Source organism: Cellulomonas sp. NPDC055163 (assembly GCF_053607065.1).
This window is the reverse complement of the sequence record NZ_JBSGSU010000015.1, coordinates 18,131-39,535: the sequence shown is the minus strand read 5'-3', so window position 1 is coordinate 39,535 and position 21,405 is coordinate 18,131. Positions and strand designations below refer to the sequence as shown.

Sequence of the window (21,405 nt, the reverse complement as noted above, 5' to 3'; positions counted from 1 at the left end):
TAGCGAGACGCCACGAGGCACGGGTTCCGGCAGGCGGGCGGCAGGTGGTACCGCACGGACTATGCCGGAGCTATCTCCGAGAATCGGAACTTGAAGCCGGGGGTTTCCAGCCCGCCGGTGAGCGTGAGGCTCGCCTCACGGATGCACCCGTCGCTGGATCCGTCTGCAAAGGTCCCCGAGAAGCGCACGATCTGCCCTTCCGTCAGCGTCAGCACGGATTGAAACACCGGGGAGGACGCCTCGATCAAGGTCTCGTCGCCGGCGTCCGAGAGGAAGTTGTTCCAGGTGCCGACCTCGACGTCCTTCGCGACGTCCAGGTAGATGATGCCCTTGCCTTCGCCATTGGCGTCGATGCCCGTGACCTTCCCCGTCCAGTTCACGACGCTCTTAGTAGGCAGGAGCCCACAGATCGCCTGATCGCGCTCGGCCTTCAGGGCAGCGATCTGCAGGTCGTTCTCTGCCTGAGCCACCCCCTGCTGCGCCTTCTGAACGGCCTGGATGAAGGCGACCTGGTCGGCTGGCTGAGACCCGTATGCGGCGGCTGCGGCAGCGGCCGCTTCGGCTGCCGCAGCCGCAGCGGCCGCTGCGTCGGCTTCGGCCTTCGCCGCCGCGGCCGCCTCGGCCTCGGCCTGCGCAGCTGCGTCCGCCAACGCCTGCTCCTCCGCACTGATCGTCGGATCGTCGGTCGGTGCCTCGCTGGCAGTTGCCGCCGGAGCGGGGGAGTCGTCATCGCCCAGGGATCCGAGGAACCCGATCGCCAGGACGGTGGCGATCGGCAGCACGTATCTCTTCTTCTTGTACCAGGACCGGCCCGCGTTAGCCGCACCTGGGGGCGCCGACATCGCAACCTGTCCGTATGGCTCGGTCGGTGCGCCATCGTCCACGACGAGCTGCCAACCAGGCGGCGCAGCTGGCCATGACGCGTCTGGCTGCCACCCGGCGGGCGGCAGCCAGCCCTCGGGAGCGGAGGGCCAGCCAGGAGCGGGGTTGAAGCGACGAGCCAATGGAAGTCCTTGCGTGGAGCGGGTTGTGCGCGGGCGCAGCGCCGAAGCACATGGATGCGGTCACTCGTCCATCGACCAGCAAGCACTTGAACTTGAGCAACGCGCTTGAACAGTGAGTATGCTTCGAGTTATAGGAGGTGGTGGTCGTGAGCGACACACTGGAGCAGTTACGCGCGGTGCGCCGCGAGCAGTTGAGGCAGAGCCTGGCCGAGCGGGACAAGTTGCGCGCGGTGCGTGCGGCGAGCGAGGCGGGGATCACCCAGAACGAGCTCGCCCGGACTTTGGGCGTCACGCAGCCGGCGGTGGCGAAGATGCTCGCTCGGGCCGCGGAGCGCGTGCCGGCCGTGCGTGAGGGGTTCAGCTCGGCGACTCCGCTCGAGGTCGCGGAGCGGTACGCCGCCGGGCTGATCACCCGAGAGCAGATGCGCGCGGAGCTGTCGGCGTGGGACTACACCTCCCGAGAGCGACCCGACGGGCCGTACGACGAGATCTGGGTCGTCGACGACCACTCCTTCGAGAACGTCAGCACCGCCACCCGCGAGGGATATCTCGACCACGAGGACTACGAGGTGATCTTCGACGCCTACGGCGCACGCGTGCGGGCCGGCGAGCTGACAGGGCTCACTCCGCGCGACTAACGCCCCAGGTCATGGCATCGGCGCTCTAGGCTGGCCTGCGCGCGACGACGCCCGAGCGTGCGCGATAGGACCACCACGTGATCACGCCCGAGGCGCTCGAGCGTCACCGCGACCACCTGACGTCCCTGTCCGTCGACGGCGAACCGCTCTCCCCGGCCAGCCCGCACGCCACCGTGCACAACCCCGCCTGGTTCGACCAGGCCACCGGCGCAGCCACCCCCGTCCGGCAGCGACTGCACGAGCGGATCCTGGCCAGGGCCGCCGAGCGCTCGGCGCACGTCCCACGCGAGCGGCAGGCCATCGTGCTCGCCGGTCCGCCCGGCGCCGGCAAGACCAGCGTCCTGACCGACGTCCTGCGCGCTCGACGCGGCCCTGAAGCCCACCTCGAGAACTGGCGCACGCTCAACAGCGACGACTTCAAGGACGAGCTCCTCGAGCACGCCCATACTGACGGCAGCTACGAGGCGTTTCTCAAGCCGCCCGCCGTTCGCGACCTCGAAGCCCGCGGCGAGAGGTTTCATCCACGTGATCTCGCCGCACTCGTCCACGAGGAGTCCTCCCTGCTGAACCGGCTCGCGTTCACCGACGCGGTGCGCGCGGGCCAGAACATCGTCATCGACGGCACCCTGTCCAAGGCCAGCCGCGCGGACCAGATGCTGCACGGCCTGGCCCTGGCCGGGTATGAGGTCACCGTCGTTGATGTCGAGGCCCCCCGCGAGGTGACTCAGCAGCGCGTGGCGAACCGGTGGCGCGAGGGCTACCTCGACGCCGAGCAGCGCACCGCCGCGGGGGAGGAGCCCGGCATGGGTGGGCGGTGGGTGCCGACGTCGTTCTCCGGGTCGCTGTACGGCGCCGGGCGTGACGACCGGTCTGTGTGCGAGGACGTCGCCCGCCAGGTCGCCGAACGCCACCCCGTCGTTCGCGAGCTCCACGTCTATCGCGTCAACGCAGTAGAAGCCGCCCCCGTACCCAGCGACGTCCGTGGGCGGGTCGCCGGCGGACCACTCATGGACAGCGAGACGTACGCCGCACGGCGCGCTGCAGCCCGGGGGACACCCGCCTCCACCCGGCACCGGTCACCGGCCCCACCTGACCTCGAGCGCTGATCCGCTGGCTACGTCCGGCAGGATGCAGGGGTGAGCACAGCGGCGAAGTCGAGCAGCGGTGACGTGGAGCTCGCCGGGTACGCCGAGCTCCTCGAAACGCTCAAGCAGCGCGTCCGCACCGCCCAGGTCCGCGCGGCGCGGGCAGCGAACACCGAGGTGCTGCGCTTGTACTGGTCGATCGGACGGGACATCCTCGACCGGCAGGAGCAGGCCGGCTGGGGAGCAAAGGTCATCGACCGGCTTGCCGGGGACCTGCGCGCCGAGTTCCCCGACCAGCGCGGGTTCTCCGTGCGCAACCTCCACTACATGCGCGCGGTCGCCGAAGTGTGGCGGGCCGAGGCGGACTTTCTGCAGCAGCCCGCTGCACAACTTCCCTGGACCCACCTCACGACCCTGCTCGACCGCCTCGAGGACCCCGCGGAGCGGCACTGGTACGCCGCACAAGCCCTCGAGCATGGGTGGTCCCGCAACGTCCTGACCCACCAGATCATGTCCGGGCTGCACCGCCGGATCGGGGCGGCGCCGTCCAACTTCACCGCGACCCTGCCCGCGCCAGATTCCGACCTCGCTCAGCAGCTCACTCGCGACCCCTACGTGTTCGATCACCTCGGGCTGACCGCACCGGTGAACGAGCACCGGCTCGAGCAGTCGATGATGGACAAGCTCCAAGCCACGCTCACCGCGTTCGGACACGGCATGGCCTTCGTCGGACGCCAGGTCCGCTTCGAGGTCGGCGACGACGAATTCATCATCGACCTGCTGCTCTTTCACCTCACCCAGCTGCGCTACGTCGTCGTCGAGCTCAAGATGGGCCGCTTCCGCCCCGAGTACACCGGCCAGCTCGGCACCTACGTCGCCATCGTCGACGACCTCGTCCGCGACGACGCGATCCACGCACCCACCGTCGGGATCCTGCTGTGCCGCGACCGCGACGAGCAGGTCGTGCGCTACGCCTTGTCCAGCACCGCCGCACCAATGGCCGTTGCTGACTACACCTACGACGCCCTGCCCCCCGAGGCACGCGCCGCTCTGCCGAACGTCGCCGAGCTCCGAGCGGCACTCGACACGGCCACAACCACCACTGACCGCGCGTAGCGCGCAGCACCGCTGTATATGGCGCAACGGTTCCTGGCGCCCTCGTCGCCGCGCGCGGAGATGCGTGCCGGGACGCCGGCGTGGGCAGCAGGAGGGTGAAACCTCGCTGAGGTCGCCCCAGACGTCGCCAGAATGGGCGGATGTCCTGGTCACGGTCGCCTTCCCCACGTCCCGCTGGACCTGCGTGGAGGACGGTGCTGCGGCGGCCGTCGGTGTGTGTTCCGGCCGTTGGCCTGCTCCTCGCGGCGGCGCTGTCCGTGGCCAGCGGGCAGAGCGCGTTGACTGCGCTGGCGGCGCTCGAGGTCAAGGGCCGCGCACCCAAGTCCGGCTACGACCGGGACGCCTTCGGATACCGCGCGGTGGACCTGGACCGCAACGGGTGCGACACCCGCAACGACATCCTGCGCCGCGACCTCGCAAGCGTCGCTCTCAAGGCCCGGCACCAATAACTGCGTCGTAGCCACCGGGACACTCGCTGACCCCTACTCAGGGTCGCCCATCCCTTTCACCCGTGGACAGGCCACCTCCGACGACGTGCAGATCGACCACGTCGTCGCACTGTCCAACGCCTGGCAGACCGGCGCCACGGGCCGGGACGGCACGAAGCTGCACGGGTTCGGCAACGACCCACTCAACCTGCTCGCGGTGTCCGGCCCTCTGAATACCCAGAAGGGCGACGGTGACGCCGCCACGTGGCTGCCGCCGAACAAGGCCTACAGGTGCCAGTACGTCGCCCGCCAGGTTGCAGTGAAGTACGCCTACGGGCTCTGGATCACCGAGGCCGAGCGCACAGCGATCGCCGGGGTCCTGGCCGGATGCCCCGACGAGCCGCTGCCGGCCGGGTCGACCCTGCCGCCTGCTTCCATCCCCCAGCTCCCTCCGCAGATCCCGCGCCCGCAGCGCCTGCACCGGCGCCTGCGGCCCCAGCTCCCGCTGCCCCCGCTCCCGCGGCTCCGGCTCCCGCGGCTCCGGCTCCCGCCGAGCCGGAGCCAGACCCGGCCAGCGCGACCGATCCTCGGTTCGGCAGCTGCAAGGAGGCAATCGGGGCTGGCTACGGCCCTTACTACGCCGGCGTCAACCCCGAGTATGGCTGGTACCGCGACGGTGACAACGACGGCAAGAACTGCGAGTCATGACCACTCCGCCTACTTGACACCCTTGCGGCGAGCGTCGAAATCAGCCCTCCGCCTCAGGGCACAGAAACCTGCTGGACTTACCGATGAGCTCGAAGGCGCCGTCTTGCGGCAGATAAGGCGCTTCGATGGCGATACTCTCCCAGGCGTCCCCGAGAACGAGGCGCTCGCACGCATAGTCGCCGAATCTAAGGTACTGCGCCGCGGCCTCTTCGCTGAAGTTCGGCAGAATTCCCGTGGCCTCGGCGTAAGAAGGATTCGTTGCGGCCGTGCGAAATTCTTGGATGAACGCTTTCTGCGCAGATGTCCACGACGAGAAGTCAGAGTACAGCGGCGACGGACTGGCGCTCGGGAGCATGGTCTCTGCCGCAACAGGGGCCGGAGTTGCAGGCAGGGAGGTGCAAGCGGTCGCGAAAACGACCAGCGTGGAGGAGATTGCCACGGCCCTAACCAGTCGAGCCACTTCGTTTTTCCGCTTTGACCACTTGGAAACCATAAAGAGACAGGCTAGCGTCGGCGAATGGCGCCCACGGCTAGCGATTGAGGGACAAGAGTCACTCGTTGGGGCTCAGCCGCAGCCCGGAGGTGCATGGGGAGGGGGCGGTGCGTCGGAGGCGTCGAGACGGGTCGGGTCGGGTCGGGGTGTTGGGCGCCGCCGAGGCCCACGACCGGGCTCACGCCTCCCGGGGCGCTGCAGCGTGTCAGGCAATCGCAGACGGAAGCGCCTCCATCTCTGCGCCGACGAGCGCTCCCTCTGGGAGGTGGGCGCGGAGCAGTGCGGGAAGGTCACCCACCTGCCCGGGAAGCACCGTGATCAGGCGAAAGCCGGCAAGTTCTGCGAGTTCTTGCTTCTCAGCCAGCCGGTCGAGATAGGCCTCGCTGTTCATACCCGCCGCCTCCACTACGACGCGCCCGGGCAGCAGCCAGTCTGCTCGCCGCCGCCCAGTCGGGTTGAGGGAGTGGTGCCACGGATACACCGGCTCGAGTTCGTGCCGGACCTCGTTCGCGCTGAGGAAGTCATCGATGACAAGCTCCAGGAGCGAGCGGCACGGGTGCCCGTCCTGCGCGGTGACAGCAGTGCCTCGGGACAGGCGGGCGATGGGACTGATCACGCCAGCCGTCTGGAGCCAGGTGGTCCAGGTCCGTCCGTCTTGCAGGTAGGACAACTCGTCCCTGTGGGGGAGCGCGATGCGGGCGAGGAGCCAGGCGTCGGCGAGCACCGGCGGCATGTCTTCTGGCTGCGGAGTTTTCGGCATCAGCAGACTTGGGTGGTCTTGGATCGACGCCATGTGGCGGATCGCCTCCAGGGCGACCTCGTCCGTCAGATCGGGCAGTTGACCCCAAACCTCTGGGTCGGGCTCATCGTCGTCCCCGAAGTAGCCGAAGTTCTTGTACGGTGCAGAGGCGCACGCGGGACACCATCGATCGGCACCCCAGGCAACCACCGAGTCATAGCGGCAGTGCCGCAACGTGAAGTCCTCGCCGCAGATTGTGCACGCCACCAAGTCAGCGTCCTGCCATGTTCGTCGCTGCACGGTCCGACGCCACAGCGCCCCAGCGAGAAATCCGGCAATCTGCGAGTCGGTGTCATCGGCGAGGGTGATTCCGAACCAGGACTCCGGCCTATCTCGCTTCTCCCAGGCGGTCGCAGCGGCGGACCAGAGCTGCGGGTACCGGTGCCGGGCTCTGAAGCCAGCGACTACAGCGAAGAATGAGTTGTGCCTGTCCAGAAGCTCGTCGATCCACGCGTCCACGTCGTCGGGCCAGGGGAGCGGCGTTTTGATGCGCCGCACATCCCGCGAGTCCAGCGAAGCGCCGCGCCGGGCGTCTGCGGCGGGCCACCATCCGCGGTCCGGTTGGTGCACGCCACCGAAGTCTGCGAGCGTCCGCTCAGTTTGAGCTTCCTGGCAGTGCATTGCCTGGTGGGCTATCCGGAGCCAACCTGAGACCCTCAGACGCAACTCCGTGGGGAGCGCCTGGACCACGGGGAATCGGCAAGAGCTCGACCAGCCAGCCCAGTCCTCAGCTGGCAGTCTTCGTTCGAGGCTGGAGGGCGGGCTCCCGTCGCCGTTCAGCACAGCGAGACGGTTGTGGAACAGCTGAACGGCTCGTCGCAGGAGTCGATGGCGTTCAGCCTGGTCAGCGACAGCCTTGAACGCGATGACCTCGGCGCGATCTTGCGCGAGCGTGCGGCGCTGTTCAGTACCCGCGAAGACGGAGCTCCGCGTGCCAAGAGGTGTTACGCCCATCCGCTGGAGCAAGTGCTCGACCGGCGCGCGGTGACGCTCTTCTACGACGTCGAGCTCGACGGTGGCTCGGAAGTACCTTCCGATGCGCTCGTGCCCGCTTCGGCTGGGGAGATCGTCGTCGTAGATGTCGACTCTGTCGTCGGACGGCCATGCGTTGAACCAAGGGCCGGTTTCAAGTGCCGCGATGACGTCCGAGTGCGGGGCCTGGACGACGACGCCGATCGTCTGCAGGGCGCCGATGATCTGAGGCCGGGCCGGCTCCCATCCGGCATCGAGGTACAAGTGCTGCTCGTCGAGGACGAACCCCACTCGCTCGCCCTCCGCGCTGCGGATCAGCAGTCGCTGCTGCCGTTCGCAGTGCCCCTTGCCACGCGGCCATCCGCTCCATCGTCGAAGCCGCAGAGGGAGAGCCACCTTGGTATGCAACTTTGGCTCGTCAGCTTCGTCTAGGCCGCCCGGGACCGTTGGTGTGTTTGACACCCCTGCTGCATCGGCCGAGGCGCCGCCTTGCTGAGTCAGTCCGGGCCGAAGCGCACTGTCGACGCCCTGGCCATCTGTCATAACGATCATTATCGGCGCGGGACGTTGGCGTCAGAGTGACCTGGTCACAGCGGTCGGAGGCTGGAATCCCGGCGCGCGCAGCCGATAGGGAGGTGTGCGACGTGATGCAGATTCTGCCCGGCCTGGTAACGGTGCCCTAGCAGGGGAACTACCCGTTGAGGAGGCGGAGTTTCGCGTCTGGATGCTGTCCGCTGGCGTGCCACCGGGCGCCCGGATCACTGCCGACCTACTTCTCGCCTTCGACCGCATGACGGGCCGAGCGGTAGATGGGGCATTCCTCGAGACGCTTCGACACGTACCCCTCCACGTTCGGGACTTCATCCGCGAGGGTGGCGGGTTGCTGGCGGCGCCTGAACCGCCGGAGCCGCCGTTCACCGACGCGGAGCGCGCAGCGGGGTACGGGCCTCGAATGCCGCTGCTCGGGCACGCACCGCGCCTCGGGCAGAGCGCGCGCACCAACGGACGCGATCTCCGCTGGTCTCCGGATGTCCCCTACGGGCTCGTATGGGTCTCAGAGGGCCTAGTCGTCGTTCCGCGCGATGGGTTCGGCGGATCCGTGGCAGTGACGGCCCCGTCCTTCGAGGGCACGCTGCCTACGCGACTCATCCCCAGCCCGTACCGCCTGAGCCTGTGCACTCGCGCCCCTGCCAACGTCTACACGGCCTTCGAAGGGCGGGAGAACGTCTGCGACTTCCGACTTGTGTGGGATCCGCTACACGATGCGCTCGTGCGCGATGCCGAGAGGGCCAAGGAACTACTCGGCGATGTTCCCGCGGTTCCGTTCGACGGGATGTACCCGGACGAGATGCTCGCAGAGCTGCGCAAGACCACCCGCTCCAAGCGCGCCCTGGCGAGCTGGCTGTCAGCGGCCGAGGCCGCCATCGCGGCATCTGTAACAGCGCTGCGGTCTGTGCGAGAGACCACAGCGGTAGGGGTGCGCGGTGAACTTATTTTCGAACCCGGGCTGCCAGACGCCTGGGTGATCTATCCCCCACGCCGGTATGGGGTGTTCCTCGGATACAGCAAGCACGAAGAAGGCCCGTTTCGTCTGTGTGCATGCGCCCGAGCAGCCTTCGATGCGGTCGCACACGGCGACGAGGCCTTCGACGCCGACGGCGTCTCACAAACCCGGCGAGACGTACCTGTGTCTCCCGCGGTCCTCCAGGGCCGATCGTTCGATGTCGTCTTAGACGACGACGACTCGTGGGGCACCAGCCTGTGCCATCGCTGCAACAGTCAGACACCGGCCCTCCGCTACCGGTCCACCCTGAGTCGATTCCGCCAGCACCACGAATGGTTCATCGCTCAGGAGTGGCTCGCGAGTGACACGGACGGAGTTGGCGAAACCGAAGACATGGTTTCTCAGCACGAGGTTGAGAACACAGTTCGCGCTTCCTTTGGGGTGCCGGCGATCGGAACATGGAAGGTTTCCGAGACGCTTCTGTATGAGATGATCAAGCAACTTGTCCCCAGCGAGCGGGTGGAAAGATGTGTGCGACCATCGTGGCTCGGCGGCCTGGAGCTAGACATCTGGATACCAGAACTTTCCCTAGCGGTTGAGTATCAGGGCGAGCAACACTTTCGACCGGTGGAACACTGGGGAGGAAAAGACGCACTGGATCGACAGCAAGAGAGAGATGCACGGAAGGTTGCCTTGTGTCGGGATCGAAAGGTGACGCTCATCCATTTTGATTATGACGAGCCGTTGACGCCTCAGCATGTGCTAAACCGCCTCGGTCCTTTCATCGGGCCGCCTCGCGTTCGCCCATAACGACTCGCCTAGGACGGCGTCGATCTGCAGCGCCCGACACCTCCGCCAGTGGAAGATCTATGGGACGACCCCGTGTTCATTGGCGAGCGCCCCCCGTCGGGGTCAGCCGTGAAGCGTCATAAGGTTCATTATCGGCGCGGGGTGAGTTGGGCTGGGGAGTCTCAGCGACCGCACTCTCTGGTCGATGTGCCCGTGGTGACTGATGCCCCCTCGGCAACTCCGAGCCCCGCTGGTTCTGGTCTGAGTGCCTGGCACGCCAAGGCGATCGCTGCGGGAGCGCCCGTACTGCCGGACGGCTGGAGGTATGCGGTCAAGGCTTCGGGCGGTCTGACGGTTGTCACAGTTCATGACCGTCACCATCAGGTGGGGCGCGCGAGCGACCTGGGGAAGCCCGAGAGTCTCGACGCGCCGACTTTGCGGCGACTCGCAATGGCCGCTCACGCCGACGTCCGGCGGAGGATCGTGGACGGCAGCATCTCGCTCCGAGATCCGGCGGCTGGTCTTCACAGTGGCCCACAGGTGACGCTCAGCAGCTCAACGGCCGGCAGTGCCTGGACGTTCGGCTGCCTCGGCATGGTTGTGCTCGGGGTGATCGGGATGGTGTGGTTGACAGTCGCCGGCCCGGTGTCCAGTGGTGGCAATGGCGGCGGCGCTTCGACCGGAGTCCAGCCAGACCGCACGTCTGCATGCCGAAACTCGTACGACACCGTGTACCAGGACCGATACACGGCCGCAGACATGGGGTGGCCGGCGTACGCGGCCGAGGTCTGCGCACTGAGCGTGAACGGCTAGGTCGCCGACGCAAGCTGCCTCCGTCATCGCCCAAGTTCGACCTGACGATGCTGACGCCCCTGCTGGACTGGGCGTGTGGTCGACTTCGCGCGCGACGGCGAAACCACAGCGGCCGCCGGCGCGGCCGCGAAGCCCATGTCGGCAACGACGCGGGCATCGACGATCTCGGCGTCGACGCCGGCGTGCGCGAGCCGGTCCGCGAGCTCGCTGCGCCGTTCGGCGCTGTCGTAGAGCGCGACGCCGTGGACATCGTTGCTCGGGTCGCGGTCGGTCAGGATCGCCACCGCGGTCAGCTCGTCCGCGCGCGCGGCGGTGCGCGCACGCGCGGCTTCGCCGGCAGCCTCTTCGAGGGTCGGGCCCCTGCCCACTGACAGCTCGGCGCCGCGCTCGGTCGCGGGACGTGACTCATCGCGCCCACGCTCCTGCTCCCGGACGGTGTGGTCGCGAGCCAACCCCAGGCTCCCCTGCACCGCGAACGTCGGAGCCCCGTGCCCCAGCGCAGGGGAAGCGACGCCAGACTCATGTGCAGGCAGGACCCGGTAGGGGTCCCGGAGGTCCGCGCGCCGGGTGTCGGCGCCGACGGGGTCAGCCGGTGCGGCGGCCGCGAGGTCGACGCCGTAGCGGGCCTGGGCCTGCGTGCGGATGGTCTGCGCTGCCGCGGCGGCGTCCTGGTCGAGCGGTGCCCACGCGGTCGCGACCGTCCAGGCGCGAGCGACGTCTTGCTGGGTCGCCTTGTCCCACCACTCGTCCCGGGCGACGACGGCGAGCTCCGCGCGGGCGGCCGCACGCTCGGCGGCCACTCGCTGCTCGAGGTCGCGGGCGCGTTCCTCGGCGCGGGCCTGCGCCTGGCGCCGCTCGTCGGCGACCATCCGCAGCAGCGGCTCGGCGACCTGACTGGCCACCATCACCGCGGCCCGCGCGCTCTCGTCGAGGAGCTCCTCGACCCCATCACTGTCAGCCATCGCGCTCACCCATCCCTTCCCCCTGCATCGACTCACCGCAGCCTGCGCCGGCGGTGATCTGACCTGACCTACCGTTCGTGCCCCGGACCGCCCTCATCGAGGGTCGGCGCGGTGTGCGCGGCCTCCCGGGCCCGCTCGAGCGTGTTCGGGACCGGGGACCCGATCGCGGTGGCGGGTGCCTGCCCGGTGGACGCGATCCGCCGCGCCCGCGCGACCTCGCTCTCCCGCACCAGGTGGCCGTGCGCGCCGATGGCCGGCAGCCCAGCTGCGACGGTCGCGAGCTGCCCGCGGACCGCGCGCTCGATCTGCGCAGCGGCCTGCGCCTGCCCGATCGCCCGGTGCGCCTCGTACAGGGCGCGGGTCAGGTTCACCATCTGCCGGAACATCACCGCCTGCGCGGTCTTGGACTGCCCGCCGTGGGCCGCGGCCAGCAGCATCCAGGACGCACCCTTCACCGCCGCCGACGGCGAGACCTTCGGCACCCGGCTCGGCCGGATGGTCCCGAACCGGGCCAGGGCATCGGAGGTCGCGGCGAGCGGCCCGGGCACGGGCTCGACGCGCGTCGACCAGGCCGCGAACGCCCCCGAGGTCTCCCGGGCAACCTGCGCCCAGGTCGCAGTGTCGTCCACCGGCACCGACCGCAACCGGTCGCGCAGCTCACCGATCTCGGTGGCGTACTGCTGCCACAGCTCGGGGTCCGGCTCGGCGTGCTCGCGCCCTGGGGCGACGGGACGCTGCCCGCGGCGGGCGGCCTTCCACTCCGCGACCGCCGCGGTCGCGCCCTGCGGGGTGTCCGGCCACTGCTCCCGCAGCCGCGGCAGGGTCAGGTCACGGGCGAGGTGACCGCCGCCGAACCACACCACCGTCTCCCCCGCCGGCGGCCGCACCGCCACCGAGTACCCCGCCACCACGTCCTCACGCCCGGCAGCGAACCGCGGCCGGATCAACAGCCCCTCCCGGCGGGCGCGGCGGACGAACTCCGCCTCATCGACGCTCGCCGTGGCCACGGCCCGCACGCGGCGGGCGAGGGTGACGCGCTCGGGCTCGGGGGCGCCGGTGCGCTCCTGGCGGGCCTGCTCCCCCGGCTTGACCCCCCGGGCGCCACGGGCGGCCTCGCGGGACTCGAGCACGACCAGGCCGTGCTCCTTCTCCAGCTCCCCCGCGATCCGCTGAGCGTGCCGGCGGTCGTTCCACACGCTCGCCTTGGTCCCGTCCTCCCGGACCAGGTTCACCGCGATGTGCACGTGGTCGTTGCCGGCCTTCGACAGCCCGTGACGGACCGCGACCCACCGGCACGCCGCCTTCCCACCCGACTCCGTGAACCCCATCCGGTCCACGAACGCCGCCGCGATCTGGCTCCACTGCTCGTCGGTCAGCTGACCCTCGTCGGCGCGCAGCGACAGCGAGCAGTGCCACACGTGCCCGTCCCGGTGACCCACCACGTTCCCGTCCGCGTCCTTGTCCGCGACCAGCACCTGCGTGCCGAACACCCGCGCGGGGTCGTCCAACTGACGGGCGATCGCCAGCGCGGACGCCCGGTCCAGGACAGCGTCGTCGTGCCACGCCATGATCGCCGGGTCCCCCGCGACCAGGTGCGGGTCGGTGTGCTCGTTCGCCCGCCCGTCGCCGGCGAGGTAGACCATCAGCCCACCCATCCGGCCACCCCGGGTGATGTTCGGCATCACGAGACGCGCAACCCCTCGATCACGCCGTCGACCCGCTCAGCGGTCCGCCGCACCGCGGCCAGCGTCGCCACCAGCTCCTCGTGCACCTCGCCCGTGGCGTTCGTCGCCCGCGCGATCTGGTTGACGTTGTTCGACACCGCCGCCAGCAACCGGTAGACCCGGAACAGCTCCGCCGCGGCGTTGCGGCGCTCGCTCACGCTCCCCGCCGACCGATCGGCCAGAGCCGACTCCACCAGCAACCGCGGGACGGTCGTCCCCGCCTCACCCGCCAGGGCGACCAGCCGGTCGTTCTCCTCGTCCGAGACCGTCACCTTGTACGCCTTCGGCCGGCCCCCGGCCACGTTCGCCTGCCGCCGGCGCCCGAACCTGCGGGCGGGCAACGCCTCCTCAGCCATGCCACTCCCCCGCTCTTCCCGGCCCAGCGCAGCGACCCCGCGACCGCGGGGACCACACGACCAGTGTGCCCGCGCCGACCCCTCCAGGTCGAGCACTCAAGCCACTTAGGGAACCTAAGTGTATAGCTTGCTCCGCTTCGCACGCTTCGCACGCTTCGCACGCTTCGCACGCTTCGCACGCTTCGCACGCTTCGCACGCTTCGCACGCTTCGCACGCTTTGCACGCTTCGCACGCCGAGGCAGCGGTAGCCTCACCGCATGGAGGCGGCCGGAGGGTCGATCGGCGCAGCCGATCCCGACACAGCGCTCTGCCGTGTCATGACCGACTACGCCCGACGGGTGCTGCGCGAGGACGCGCGCACCTACGACCTCTGCCTCGACGCGTGCGGAATCCTGACCGACACGGACCTGGTCGTGGACGCCACGCACGGTGGAGCCGCGTACTGCCTGTGGGGGGAAGCCTCGGACCTCTACGACGATCCCCGACGGCCCGACTTCGGGGACACCGGCCGCACGCGCCAGCTCGAGGAGCACGCGCGCCGCTTCGCGCGCGACTGGCTGGATCTCGACCCCGCCGACCGCAGAGCCGTCGCCGAGTTCTTCGAGCGCTGGGCCTCCCGCTGACCCCTCGCCCACCTGGGCACGGCCCGAGCTCCATCGCTCCGCGGCTCGGCCCGCGCACAGGGGGACGACGGGACCCAGCCGACCGCCCGCACACAACCGGCGCCCTCACCACGCCGCTGTCAGCTCACCTCGCGCAAGCGCCGGCTGTGCACGGCCTCTGACGCGTAGCCGGTCGCGTCCCACAGACGCGAACGCCCCACGGGCCGATGGGCCGCGGGCGTTCGCGGTCACGCTCGAGCGCTACCGCTGTCCCACCCCCGCCGCGACAGCGGCGGGACGCTCCGCAGCCGGCGCCTGTCCCGTGGTCTGCAGGATGCGGGACACCGTCGACTTCGACACCCCGACCTGTTCGGCGATCGCCCGCTGGGGCAACCCCTGCGCGGCGAGGGCCGCGATCGCAGCCTCCCGGGTCGCGAGCTCCGCGACCCGGACCACCGTGCGGGGGCGTCCCGTCGTCCCGCCCGTCCCAGCACCGTCCCCCACCAGCGCGGGACGGGCGCCAGACCCCGTCGTCCCGGCGAGCTCGCGCTCGTCCGCGGTGTCCCGCTCGGAGATGTCCCGTCCGCTCGGCGACGGCGCGCTCTCGCGGGGCAGGGTCTCGGCGCCCGCCCCACCCGGCTGGGACGGGCGCGCGTCGTCGACGTGTGTCCCGCCGCCGGGAGGGTCCTCCTCGTCATCGCGTGCGTCGTCGACTATGGGCGGGACGCGTCCGGTGTCCGGGACGACGAGCGCGCCCCGTCCCGCCGCGGTGTCCCGTCCCGCGGGACGCACCTCCCGTCCCGGAGCGCCGGCGTGCAGGTGTCCCACCGCGGTGCCCGCGGGCAGCACGTCGACCGCGCCGACCGCGGCGAGCACCACCGGCAGATCAGCGCCCGGCGGGACGACCTCGAGGGCTGCCGCTGTCGCATCTCCGCCAAAAGGACAGCGGGAGCCGGGCGCGCGCTGGCGCCGGCGGAACGCGGGACAACGTCGATCTCGACCCTCGACCTGCTCCACGATCGCACGCTGCGACATCCCTGCTCGACGAGTTCGACAGGTGGTGACCAGCATGCAGCCGCCAGAGACGCCGATTCGCGGAGGGCTACAGGCGGAGCGCGGCGCTAGGGTCAATGCGCGCAGCTTGAACCGCAGCCAGCAGTCCAGCGAGCGCGCCGATGGTGATCCCGACCCCAACTGCGAGCGGCGCAAGAACTAGGTCAAAGACGGGCGCCCAGTGCTGGTAGATGGTGATAGCGAGGACCGCGGCCAGTCCGAGACACAGGCCAGCCGCTCCACCCGCTGCGCCGATCAGCGCCGACTCGTGAAGCACGAGAGCGATGATGTGGCGCGCGCGGGCCCCGATCGCGCGGCGCATTCCGATTTCCTGGCGCCGCTCGAGCACCGACATAACCATGGCATTCATCAGACTGAGGATCGAGGCGATCACCGCGACAAGGCTGAGGACCAGGAGAGTGGCGCGTACGTCCGACTCCACCTCAGCGCGCAGTGTGCTCGGGTCGACGGGAGCACTGACGTCGAGATCCAGCTCGCCAGCCGGATCGAGAAAAGCCGCCGACTGCCGAGCGACCTGCTGCGCCGCTCCAGCGACGGTCGTGAGAACTGCGCGGCGGTAGCCGGTACTGCCCAGTTTTCCGCTGTCATCCAGTGTGACGGCCACGGCCGCGACCGCTTCGGGGACTCTAGTCGAGGACTCGATGACGCCGGCCACGCTGACCTCGCGCCCGTCCAACAGCACGCGGGGTCTGCCGGCGAGCGGTCCAAGTCCCACCTGGGTCGCGAGCGTGCGGCCGAGGAGGACTTCATCGTTCCCTAAGACACGGTCTTCGCCTGTCCAAGTGATCTCCATCTCGGCGGCGTCAGGCAGCATCGCGGAAATTCCCACGACAGGATGATTAGTGGGTTCGCGCTGCGGTGTCAGCTGGAGCGTATGGGGCCCAAGGTCGTCGACAAGTCCGGCTTCAGCGACGCCCGCAAGTCCGTCGAGCCCATCCACCAGCACCTCGCCGTCACGTCCCCACCCGTCCGGGAAGGACGTCGGTGACCACGCCACAGTGACCTGCTTGTTTGCGTGGGCGTCGAAGCTAGCAGTCACCTGGCTCCGGGCCGACTGGGAGAGCCCTGTCGTCGCGGTGGCGAGACCAACACCAACTGCGACAGCCGTCACGAGACCGAGGGTGCGGCCCGGTCTGGAGGCGAGCGACCCAAGGGCGTCTCGGAGAACGTCCCCTCGCCTGAGGACCGCCCCGCTGCCCGGAGGAGGCTCCGGGGCGGGAGTGGGCGGCATACTCGCGGGGGCACGGACTTGCTCTACCAGTCGGCCGTCGCGAACGAAGACCCGCCGGTCTGCCGCCTCCGCGACGGCGAGGTCATGAGTAACGAGAACTACTGTGATCCCAGAATCGTTCACCTGACGTAGATACTCGACGACGGTGGCGCTCGTGGCCGAGTCGAGGTTTCCGGTGGGCTCGTCCGCCAGGAGCACCGGAGCAGTCGTGGCGAGGGCGCGCGCCAACGCCACCCGTTGGCGCTCGCCACCGGACAACAGGGACGTATCCCGCTCTGCAAACCGCTCGAGGCCCACACGGCTGAGCGCGTCGCGTGCTAACTCTTTGCGTCGCCCAGCCTTCACGCCACGATAGATGAGCCCGAGCTCAACGCTGGCGGCCACAGGTCGCCGTTCGAGCAGATGAAACGCCTGGAAAACAAAGGAGAACGTGTCGCTCCGGTGCTTTGTGCGTGCACCGTCGCTCATTCCGGCGGTGTCGACCCCGCCGATGAAGTAACTGCCATCGGAGGGCGCGTCGAGGAGCCCGAGCAGATTGAGCAGCGTCGATTTTCCGCCCCCGGAGGGGCCGACAATCGCGACAAACTCCCCTTGGGCGATCTTCAATGAGATGCCGTCGAGCGCCGCAACTGGGGGGGCACCGGGAAATATGCGACGAACGTCTCTCAATTCGAGGTCAGGCACCTAGTCCATCCTAACCAGCGACCCGACAGCTAGGGCCTCGGGCTCGACCGGGGCAATCGCAGTCCTACCTCCCAGTGAGCCGAGTTCTGTCACAGGCACCGAGCGAAACGAGCCGTCGTCCTCCAGACGCAGCACAGTAGGCGGCCCGTTACCTCCCGGAACCACGGCCGCAGTCGGGACGACCAGCGACTCACCCTGGACACTCTGCAGGACAAAAACGGCGAGTACGTCCGCGCCTAACCAGTCAGGAGAGAATCCCGCGGCCGGCCGCACGTTGACCATCACCTCGGATTGGTCGCCCACAGCCGGCAAAGTGAGAGCAGTGGCCGCCACCTCTTGCCCGTCGTCCCGCGAGATCGTGATCGGGGTCTCGTCGGTCAACCTCACTAGTAGCGAGGCCGCAACGTTGACGTGTGCGATAAGGTCGCCCGAACTCAAGGTGACGGCAACGGGATCTCCGCTGAGGGAAGTCCCGACCGCCGGCACGGTGACAGCGGTCGCTGGGAGTGTGCTGATCGCCGTGATCTCGCTCGCCGGGACGACGATCTGGCGCACCGGCGCGACGGGAGTAACCGGCGCCTGCGTGGCGGGTAGGTCTGGCAACGGCCGTTCGGCCGACGAATCGGCGGCGTCGTTAGTTGGTGATTCGGCCATGACCTCGTCGGGTACCTTGTACCCCGCGGCCCGGTAGAGCGCTCGCACCGCGCGTTCCGTGCTAGGACCAAAATCTCCATCAACGCGAACTGCATAGCCAGCAGCCGCAAGCGCGGACTGCAGCTGCGAAACATCTGGTCCTGTAGCCCCGGGCGACAGATTGCGGTAGTACGCGAACCTCCCCTGCAATGCGATCACCGGTCGGCCGTTGATCTCGGTCAGAACTTGTCCGGACGCCACCGTTGAGCCGGCTTCCACAAGCGCATCTGTCACCACCGCGTTCCCGTCGCCTGAGACGAGGGGCACCGCCTCTGTCGCCGCCTGAACTACGGTCCCTCGTGCGGACGCCGTCTCTTCCAGTGCCTGCGAGACCACCGGCACGGTCACCGGTCCGGGTGCAGGAGCGGACGCAGCCGCCTCACGTTGCGCGGGCGACTCAAGATGTGAGGCAGCGATCCAACCCGCCGCCACCGCGGCGATCACCGAGATGATAAGTACCCCAACGCCCACCCGGCGCCTGTGAGGGCTAGCGAGCGACATCATCCGAGCCCGCGTTCTGCGAGGACTGCCAGCGCCCGAGCATCGACCTCCTTGTGCTCGGCCAAGATTCGCTCAAGCGCATCAGCGTTCTCCTCCACGGCCGTTACCTGCCGCTCCCACTCTGCCTCATACCGAGCTTCACTCCACCCGGACGAGTCGCGGCACGCCGCGTCGAACGTCGCCACCTCGATCTCACGCGCGCTTGCGCCCTCCCCGCCGCGATCGGCGTCGGCTTCACCGTTCCCGGCCCGACCGAACTCGGCTCTCAGCGAGTCCGAAGGCATCCCCTCTGGCCCATCAGGCAGATCTGAAACGCCCAACGGCTCCATGCACGTGCGCCACTCTTCTGCCGCGGCTAGCACGTCGTTGTCCAGTCGGGCCGCTTGATCGGCAGCCATTCCAAGTGACGCAGCGAAGTTCCGGGCTTGGCTGGACTCGAGTGGTAACTGATCCGCGCGCACATCAGCGATGCACTGCGTGAACGTGCCTTCCGATCCTTCAGGCAGCTCCTTCGTCGTGGCAGCCTGCTGCGCCGCAATGTTTTTCTGCGTGCTAGGCGCCGGGAGGTATCCCCAGTTCGCAGCGGTAGTCCGATTAAATAGCACGCGATTGACCGCGTTTCGGGTAGGCGAATCCGGAGCATGAATGTCATATTCCGGCACAGTCCATGTGTACCCGGCAGCCGCCATGCACTCACTGATCAAGACATTTTCAGCATAATCGAGCATTGGCTGATTCTGTGGCACGTACTGGTCTACCGGCATTGCCCATCGATCAATGTCTTGGGCGGGCAGAGCAGCGGCACTTGCGGATCCATCACCATCATCATCGGCCGCAGGGCCCGAGCATGCAGATAGCGCAAAAGCGGCGACCAGCAGAGCGCTAGCCAAGGAAAGGCGGAAGCTCATCGCGAGATCAACTTTCGTAAGCATTCATTGCGTTCCGCGGCGTGGGCGAGCAGTGCGCCCACGCCGCGGCTCAGCACAAGACCGGATTAAATCGTCCAGTCCTCAGTAGCAGCTACCAAGGTAGGAGTCGAAGGACGCGCTCGTGAGGCCGTTGTTGAAGCCGTACAGACTGGCGCCTGTCACGTTGCCAACGTCGTCGCTAAGGTTACCATCCCCGGTGTTCTTCGGGAGTCCGAAGCTGTATCCCGTGCAATTGAGGTGGATGAACGCGTACATCGTGCTCGTGACACCGTTGTTCGAGATCGAAGAGGCGCTGTCATTAGTGTTAGTGCCGCTGATCGCGTATGTGAATGAGCGGTAGTCCGGGACATACCTCTTGAATCCGAAATATTCCGCGGTATTCCCGTTGCCTTGGTAGTTGTACCCGTCCCAGGTGCACGTGTATGAAGACGGGCAGGCAGTCGCGGAGGCCGCGCCCGCCCCCGCTACCGCAGCCGCCACCGCCACGAGAGTGGTCGCGGCGATCGCAACGACCCTATTGAAAGTACGCTTCATGCGTTGCTCCTATGATTGGTGTCAAACACTCGTGAATGAGGGCGTGCCGCGGCAGCGCTGCGCCATGCATATTTCATGGCGACACCTAGAAGCACCTTCTTCTACGCTGGCAGCAATATTGGAATATGCATCAGCTAAAAGTTCGCCCCCTGCCGCAAAGCATCACCGTGACCGGTTTAAATGACCGTCGTCACGACGACGTACGACACGGTAGCAGCCCTCGATGCAGCTCCGTAGGCCTACACGCGCCTCTCCAATCAATGGCGACCAGACGGTAGCTTTTCTGGTTCCTGGAAGGGCTGCCCCCTAGCAAGGTGCGGCGGGACGCCAGCACGGCGGAGGTCCCGGATCGCGATGATGGGGCGACCATTTCTCGATTGCTTGCCTGCCGCTTCTCGGACGCCGATGTCGTGTCTCACTTGCTTGGAAGTGAGACGGTCCGCGGCAGCCGCTCCCCCGCGCCGACGGTGACGGAGTGTCGCGCTCCAGAAGCCCTCGCTAAACGCGCGTCGCAGAACACCGCCACGGCAACGAGTTCCGCTACGGTCGGCGCATGGAGCTGGGCTACGCGCGGGTCTCGACCGCGAAGCAGGATCTCGAACGCCAGATCGACGCCCTCACCGCCGCCGGCATCCCAACCGAGCGGATCTTCGTCGACAAGAAGTCTGGCGCCCACACCGACCGCCCCGGGCTGACCGCGCTGCTCGACTACGCTCGCGCCGGCGACGTCATCGTCGTGCACACCCTCGACCGGCTCGGACGCACCGTGCGCGACACCCTCAACCTCATCCACGACCTCACCGACCGCGGCGTCGGGCTGCGCAACCTCGCCGACCCCATCAAGGTCAACTCCGCCGACCCCACCGACCCCATGGGGCAACTCGCCCTCGTGCTGCTGGCGCTCTTCGCCCAGATGGAACGCACCTACATGCTCGAGCGCGCCGCCCACGCCCGCGCCGTCGCCGCCAAGACCGGCCGGCGCACCGGACGCCCCAGCGTCGTCGACCCCGACAAGCTGACCTACGCCATCCACCTGCGCGAGGCCGGGCACACCATGGCCGAGATCGCCGCCAAGACCGGCATCACCCGCGCCACCCTCTACCGCCACATGCCACCCCGACCCGCCACACCCGTCACCGCCGCCGGGTCACCCGAACCGGAGCCACGGTGACGCTGCCCGAGGGCGCCGTCCCGCCGAGCCACGCGCCTTCACGCTCGCTGACCTATCGCGAGATCGGCGCCTCTCTGGCAGCCGAGCTACCGGACGGGTACCGCCACCGGAGCCATCGCGTTCAGCTGGGGACTGGGCGGGCGCTGTTCGAACACTCAGCAGACGCGGTCGTGGGCTGGGAGCTGCACCGCCGCGCCGGCGTGCACCCGACCCCCGGAACCCCACCCGCCCGGGTCGGGCTCGTCGTCGATCTCACCGCCCGGGTCGGGCCCGTGGCGCTCCGCGCACCCTGCCGCGTTGTCGCGCTGATCGACGATCGGGCGCGGCGCGGCTTCGCCTACGGCACGCTCACCGGCCACCCGGAGTGCGGCGAGGAAGCCTTCGTCGTGCGCATCGACCAGCGCGCCACCGTCTGGCTCGAGATCACCGCCTTCTCCCGGCCGGCCAGCTGGTACGCCCGGCTCGGCGGACCTCTCACCCACGCCGCCCAACGAGCCGCCACCCGCCGGTACCTGCGCGCACTCGCCCCATGAGAGCCCCCCGCGCACCCCGCTCCGGCACTGTCACACAACTCGTCCACGCTGCGCCCGAGCG

General features: G+C 68.6%; 21 protein-coding genes and 1 pseudogene. 11 read left to right on the top strand and 11 right to left on the bottom strand.

What is annotated here, in order from left to right:
- Positions 1 to 59: 59 nt before the first annotated feature.
- Positions 60 to 782 carry a hypothetical protein gene (locus ACWFNE_RS20345; protein ID WP_452124243.1) on the bottom strand — a complete coding sequence of 241 codons (723 nt, stop codon included), beginning with the start codon at positions 780 to 782 and terminating at the stop codon, positions 60 to 62.
- 368 nt (positions 783 to 1,150) lie between these two features.
- Here ACWFNE_RS20345 and ACWFNE_RS20340 point away from each other — a divergent pair, with 368 nt between their 5' ends.
- The 6 genes and pseudogenes from ACWFNE_RS20340 (at position 1,151) to ACWFNE_RS20315 (ending at position 4,979) form a co-directional block, all read left to right on the top strand.
- The gene (locus tag ACWFNE_RS20340) at positions 1,151 to 1,642 is read left to right on the top strand and encodes a hypothetical protein (RefSeq protein ID WP_452124242.1); all 492 of its coding nucleotides are present in this window, start codon (positions 1,151 to 1,153) and stop codon (positions 1,640 to 1,642) included.
- A gap of 77 nt (positions 1,643 to 1,719) precedes the next feature.
- On the top strand, positions 1,720 to 2,748 hold the full coding sequence (locus ACWFNE_RS20335; RefSeq protein ID WP_452124241.1) for a zeta toxin family protein: 1,029 nt from the start codon (positions 1,720 to 1,722) through the stop codon (positions 2,746 to 2,748).
- A 30-nt stretch (positions 2,749 to 2,778) separates the two neighbouring features.
- The gene (locus ACWFNE_RS20330) at positions 2,779 to 3,843 is read left to right on the top strand and encodes a PDDEXK nuclease domain-containing protein (protein ID WP_452124240.1); all 1,065 of its coding nucleotides are present in this window, start codon (positions 2,779 to 2,781) and stop codon (positions 3,841 to 3,843) included.
- A gap of 194 nt (positions 3,844 to 4,037) precedes the next feature.
- Positions 4,038 to 4,292 (top strand): hypothetical protein, encoded by a 255-nt coding sequence (locus ACWFNE_RS20325; RefSeq protein WP_452124239.1) that lies wholly within the window; start codon positions 4,038 to 4,040, stop codon positions 4,290 to 4,292.
- Between the two features lie 49 nt (positions 4,293 to 4,341).
- Positions 4,342 to 4,587: pseudogene (locus ACWFNE_RS20320) on the top strand (HNH endonuclease family protein); the annotation flags it as partial.
- Positions 4,588 to 4,658: 71 nt separating this feature from the next.
- Positions 4,659 to 4,979 carry an excalibur calcium-binding domain-containing protein gene (locus ACWFNE_RS20315; protein WP_452124238.1) on the top strand — a complete coding sequence of 107 codons (321 nt, stop codon included), beginning with the start codon at positions 4,659 to 4,661 and terminating at the stop codon, positions 4,977 to 4,979.
- Between the two features lie 40 nt (positions 4,980 to 5,019).
- On the opposite strand, the gene ACWFNE_RS20310 is transcribed toward ACWFNE_RS20315, so the two are convergent.
- Complete coding sequence (locus ACWFNE_RS20310; protein ID WP_452124237.1) at positions 5,020 to 5,472, bottom strand: hypothetical protein; 453 nt, start codon at positions 5,470 to 5,472, stop codon at positions 5,020 to 5,022.
- 205 nt (positions 5,473 to 5,677) lie between these two features.
- On the bottom strand, positions 5,678 to 6,841 hold the full coding sequence (locus ACWFNE_RS20305) for a hypothetical protein (RefSeq protein WP_452124236.1): 1,164 nt from the start codon (positions 6,839 to 6,841) through the stop codon (positions 5,678 to 5,680).
- A 225-nt stretch (positions 6,842 to 7,066) separates the two neighbouring features.
- On the opposite strand from ACWFNE_RS20305, the gene ACWFNE_RS20300 reads away from it, so the two are divergent.
- Both ACWFNE_RS20300 and ACWFNE_RS20295 read left to right on the top strand, forming a co-directional pair.
- A complete protein-coding gene (locus tag ACWFNE_RS20300; protein WP_452124235.1) occupies positions 7,067 to 7,675 on the top strand; it encodes a hypothetical protein in 609 nt (202 codons plus the stop codon).
- 838 nt (positions 7,676 to 8,513) lie between these two features.
- On the top strand, positions 8,514 to 9,557 hold the full coding sequence (locus ACWFNE_RS20295; RefSeq protein WP_452124234.1) for a hypothetical protein: 1,044 nt from the start codon (positions 8,514 to 8,516) through the stop codon (positions 9,555 to 9,557).
- 815 nt (positions 9,558 to 10,372) lie between these two features.
- On the opposite strand, the gene ACWFNE_RS20290 is transcribed toward ACWFNE_RS20295, so the two are convergent.
- From ACWFNE_RS20290 to ACWFNE_RS20280, 3 genes are all read right to left on the bottom strand, one after another.
- Positions 10,373 to 11,218 (bottom strand): hypothetical protein, encoded by an 846-nt coding sequence (locus ACWFNE_RS20290; RefSeq protein ID WP_452124233.1) that lies wholly within the window; start codon positions 11,216 to 11,218, stop codon positions 10,373 to 10,375.
- A 161-nt stretch (positions 11,219 to 11,379) separates the two neighbouring features.
- Positions 11,380 to 12,966, bottom strand: coding sequence for a relaxase/mobilization nuclease domain-containing protein (locus ACWFNE_RS20285; RefSeq protein ID WP_452124232.1), 1,587 nt, complete (start codon positions 12,964 to 12,966; stop codon positions 11,380 to 11,382).
- Between the two features lie 26 nt (positions 12,967 to 12,992).
- Complete coding sequence (locus tag ACWFNE_RS20280; protein WP_452124231.1) at positions 12,993 to 13,391, bottom strand: MobC family plasmid mobilization relaxosome protein; 399 nt, start codon at positions 13,389 to 13,391, stop codon at positions 12,993 to 12,995.
- 258 nt (positions 13,392 to 13,649) lie between these two features.
- Here ACWFNE_RS20280 and ACWFNE_RS20275 point away from each other — a divergent pair, with 258 nt between their 5' ends.
- Positions 13,650 to 14,015, top strand: a complete 366-nt coding sequence (locus ACWFNE_RS20275) for a hypothetical protein (RefSeq protein ID WP_452124230.1) — start codon at positions 13,650 to 13,652, stop codon at positions 14,013 to 14,015.
- Positions 14,016 to 14,255: 240 nt separating this feature from the next.
- On the opposite strand, the gene ACWFNE_RS20270 is transcribed toward ACWFNE_RS20275, so the two are convergent.
- The 5 genes from ACWFNE_RS20270 to ACWFNE_RS20250 form a co-directional block, all read right to left on the bottom strand.
- Positions 14,256 to 15,029, bottom strand: a complete 774-nt coding sequence (locus tag ACWFNE_RS20270; RefSeq protein WP_452124229.1) for a helix-turn-helix domain-containing protein — start codon at positions 15,027 to 15,029, stop codon at positions 14,256 to 14,258.
- A gap of 67 nt (positions 15,030 to 15,096) precedes the next feature.
- Entirely contained in the window at positions 15,097 to 16,983 is a 1,887-nt protein-coding gene (locus tag ACWFNE_RS20265; protein WP_452124228.1) for an ABC transporter ATP-binding protein/permease, read from the bottom strand.
- Entirely contained in the window at positions 16,984 to 18,024 is a 1,041-nt protein-coding gene (locus ACWFNE_RS20260; RefSeq protein ID WP_452124227.1) for a peptidoglycan-binding domain-containing protein, read from the bottom strand.
- 152 nt (positions 18,025 to 18,176) lie between these two features.
- The gene (locus tag ACWFNE_RS20255; RefSeq protein WP_452124226.1) at positions 18,177 to 19,085 is read right to left on the bottom strand and encodes a hypothetical protein; all 909 of its coding nucleotides are present in this window, start codon (positions 19,083 to 19,085) and stop codon (positions 18,177 to 18,179) included.
- Between the two features lie 102 nt (positions 19,086 to 19,187).
- Entirely contained in the window at positions 19,188 to 19,640 is a 453-nt protein-coding gene (locus ACWFNE_RS20250; protein ID WP_452124225.1) for a peptidase inhibitor family I36 protein, read from the bottom strand.
- Positions 19,641 to 20,193: 553 nt separating this feature from the next.
- Between ACWFNE_RS20250 and ACWFNE_RS20245 the strand changes: the two genes are divergently transcribed.
- Both ACWFNE_RS20245 and ACWFNE_RS20240 read left to right on the top strand, forming a co-directional pair.
- A complete protein-coding gene (locus tag ACWFNE_RS20245) occupies positions 20,194 to 20,811 on the top strand; it encodes a recombinase family protein (RefSeq protein WP_452124224.1) in 618 nt (205 codons plus the stop codon).
- Positions 20,808 to 21,344, top strand: a complete 537-nt coding sequence (locus tag ACWFNE_RS20240; protein WP_452124223.1) for a DUF1990 family protein — start codon at positions 20,808 to 20,810, stop codon at positions 21,342 to 21,344. The genes ACWFNE_RS20245 and ACWFNE_RS20240 overlap by 4 nt, the downstream gene beginning before the upstream one ends.
- Positions 21,345 to 21,405: the final 61 nt, after the last annotated feature.